General features: G+C 71.2%; 1 protein-coding gene. It reads left to right on the forward strand.

Features of this window, described 5'->3' with window-relative positions:
• Window positions 1-167: 167 nt before the first annotated feature.
• On the forward strand, window positions 168-1,436 hold the full coding sequence (gene tyrS, locus GTR02_RS21520) for a tyrosine--tRNA ligase (RefSeq protein WP_166609510.1): 1,269 nt from the start codon (window positions 168-170) through the stop codon (window positions 1,434-1,436).
• Window positions 1,437-1,839 lie beyond the last annotated feature (403 nt).

A 1,839-nucleotide genomic window follows, 5' to 3' on the forward strand; every position in this document is an offset into this window, starting at 1 on the left:
CTGGCGGGCCTGGGTCGCGGACGCGCCGACGGTGTCCGCCTACCGGGCCGCCGTGCCCCGGCGGCGACCGCGTCGACCGGCGCCGACCTGATCGGGCAGGCTGTCCGCGGGCGGGCCGCGCCCACCCGGGCCCGGCCCGGGGCGGACGACTGAGGAGTGGACACCCCGTGAGCGACGTCTGGGACGAACTGCAGTGGCGGGGCCTGGTGGCGCAGTCCACCGACGAGGCCGCGCTGCGCGAGGCGCTGACGTCCGGGTCGCTGACCTTCTACGTGGGCTTCGACCCGACCGCGGCGAGCCTGCACGTCGGGCACCTCGTGCAGGTGCTGACGGCGAGGCGCCTGCAGCAGGCCGGGCACCGGCCCCTGGTCCTCGTCGGAGGCGCCACCGGCCTGATCGGCGACCCGCGCCCCTCGTCGGAGCGGACGATGAACGATCCCGCGACGGTGGCGGGCTGGGTGAGTGGCCTGCAGCGCCAGATCGAGCCGTTCCTCGACTTCGCGGGCCCCGCGGCGGCGACGATGGTGGACAACCTGGACTGGACGCAGCCGATGTCGGCGATCGACTTCCTGCGCGACGTGGGCAAGCACTTCAGCGTCAACCGCATGCTCGACCGCGAGGCCGTGAGCAAGCGCCTGGCCACGACGGGCATCAGCTTCACCGAGTTCAGCTACGTCCTGCTGCAGAGCAACGACTTCCTCCAGCTGCACCGGCGGCACGGCTGCTCGCTGCAGCTGGGTGGCTCCGACCAGTGGGGCAACATCACGGCGGGCTGCGAGCTGGTCCGCCGCGTGGAGGGGGAGACGGTGCACGCGCTGGCGACCCCGCTGCTGACGAAGGCCGACGGCACCAAGTTCGGCAAGACCGAGTCGGGGGCCGTGTGGCTGGACCCGGAGCTGACGTCGCCCTACGCCTTCTTCCAGTTCTGGCTCAACGCCGAGGACGCCCAGGTGGAGGGCTACCTCAAGGCCTTCTCCTTCCGCAGCCGGGAGGAGGTCGAGGACCTCGGCCGGCAGGCCCGGGAGCAGCCGCGCGCCCGGGCGGCGCAGCGCGCGCTCGCGCACGACGTCACGGCGCTCGTGCACGGCGAGGCCGCGGCCCGGGCCGTCGAGGACGCGTCCTCGGCCCTCTTCGGCGGGGCCGACCTCTCGACCATCGACGCGGTGACCCTGGCCGGTGCGCTCGAGGAGCTGCCCACCGTGGTGCCGGAGGCGGCCGACGTACCGCTGGTGCAGCTCTTCGCCGACACGGGTCTCGCACCGAGCCGGTCGGGGGCGCGGCGGACCATCGGGGAGGGGGGCGCGTACGTGAACAACGTCAAGGTCGAGGACCCGGACGCGACGCTGGCGGACGTCACCCTGCTGCACGGCCGCTTCGCCGTGCTGCGACGCGGGCGGAAGTCGCTCGCCGCGGTGGCTCTCCCGTTGCCGCAGTAGGGGATCCGGCCTCGCGACCGAGCGGATTTGCCACCGGTCGCGGGGCCGTCTACTGTTCTCGATGTCGCCACGACGGGGCGGACGGACTGGGGCAGGTGACCAGGGTCCCCCGGCCAGGTGGCACAGCTGATCGGGTGAGTGGTTTGCACGACGTCCACTAGCCTGGTTACGGTAGGAAGGTTGCCCCTTCCACCAACAACTCGCAAGGGTTCGCGGTGAGGGTGCGTCCGGTTCTTGAGAACTCAACAGTGTGCCAAGTGTTGATGCCAATTGTTATTTCCTCTGGCGTCTGGTGGTCTGGTCCTGCGTTGTGTGGGGTTGGGTTGTCGGGTGTTGGGGGTTTCCTTTGGTGTTGTTTCCTTCCTGGTTCGTCAGTGGGCTGGGGAGGGTGATGATGCCGGGT

Source organism: Kineococcus siccus, assembly GCF_009906795.1.
GTDB lineage: Bacteria > Actinomycetota > Actinomycetes > Actinomycetales > Kineococcaceae > Kineococcus > Kineococcus siccus.